Origin of the sequence: Mycobacterium hackensackense (assembly GCF_025822555.1) — a bacterium.
Lineage (GTDB): Bacteria > Actinomycetota > Actinomycetes > Mycobacteriales > Mycobacteriaceae > Mycobacterium > Mycobacterium fluoranthenivorans.
In genome coordinates, this window is record NZ_JACKUC010000006.1 from 1 (window position 1) to 815 (window position 815).

Annotated in this window: 1 protein-coding gene; it reads right to left on the minus strand. The window is 66.9% G+C overall.

Translation table 11 applies throughout. From position 1 onward, the window contains the following. Nucleotides 1-112 precede the first annotated feature (112 nt). Nucleotides 113-815 (minus strand): alpha/beta fold hydrolase (locus H7J86_RS00035; RefSeq protein WP_267288598.1); only part of this gene is annotated, 703 nt, incomplete at its 5' end.

Consider the following 815-nt stretch of genomic DNA (forward strand, 5'->3'; position numbering starts at 1 on the left):
GTCGGCCGCGGCGCACCCACCTTCGTCACCGAGGCGCCGGGGAGCGGTATCAAGGACGACTCCTCGCACCTGGAGGCCTTCAAGGACTACGTGCGCAATATCGCCGACTGGCTCACCCCATCCGGTGGACGTCGTTGACCGCTGCGGCGAACGGTGCGGGCGCTTCCTGCGGGACGTTGTGGCCGATACCGTCGAGTACCCGGTGCACGTAGCGGCCGGTGTACTGCGCGCGGTAGCCGGTCCCGTCCTTGGCGGGTCCGTCGAAGTCGCTGCTGATGGTGATGGTCGGGACGGTGATCGGCGGCTTGGCGGCCAGCCGCCGTTCGTCCTCGTCGAAGCGGGCCTCCCCCGGGGCGAGGCTCTGGCGCCACCGGTAGTTGTGGATCACGATGGCCACGTGGTCGGGGTTGTCGAACGCCGCGGCCGACAGGTCGTAGGTGCTGTCGTCGAAATGCCAGTGCGGTGAGGCGTTCTGCCAGATCAGCCGGTTGAAGTCCTTGGTGTTCTGCCGGTAGCCGAGTTCACCGCGCGGGGTAGCGAAGTAGTACTGGTACCACCAGCCGTATTCGGCCTTGGGCGGCAACGGCTGCACGTTGGCCGCCAGGTTGACGATGAGGTAACCGCTGACGGCGACCAACCCGGTCACCCGCTGTGGCCACAGAGCGGCAACGACATTGGCGGTGCGACCACCCCAGTCGTAGCCACCGAGGATGGCGCTGGGGATGTGCAGCGCATCCATCAGGTCGATCACATCGTGAGCAAGGGCCGATTGTTGTCCGTTGCGCACGGTGCCGGCTGACCGGAACCGGGTGGAA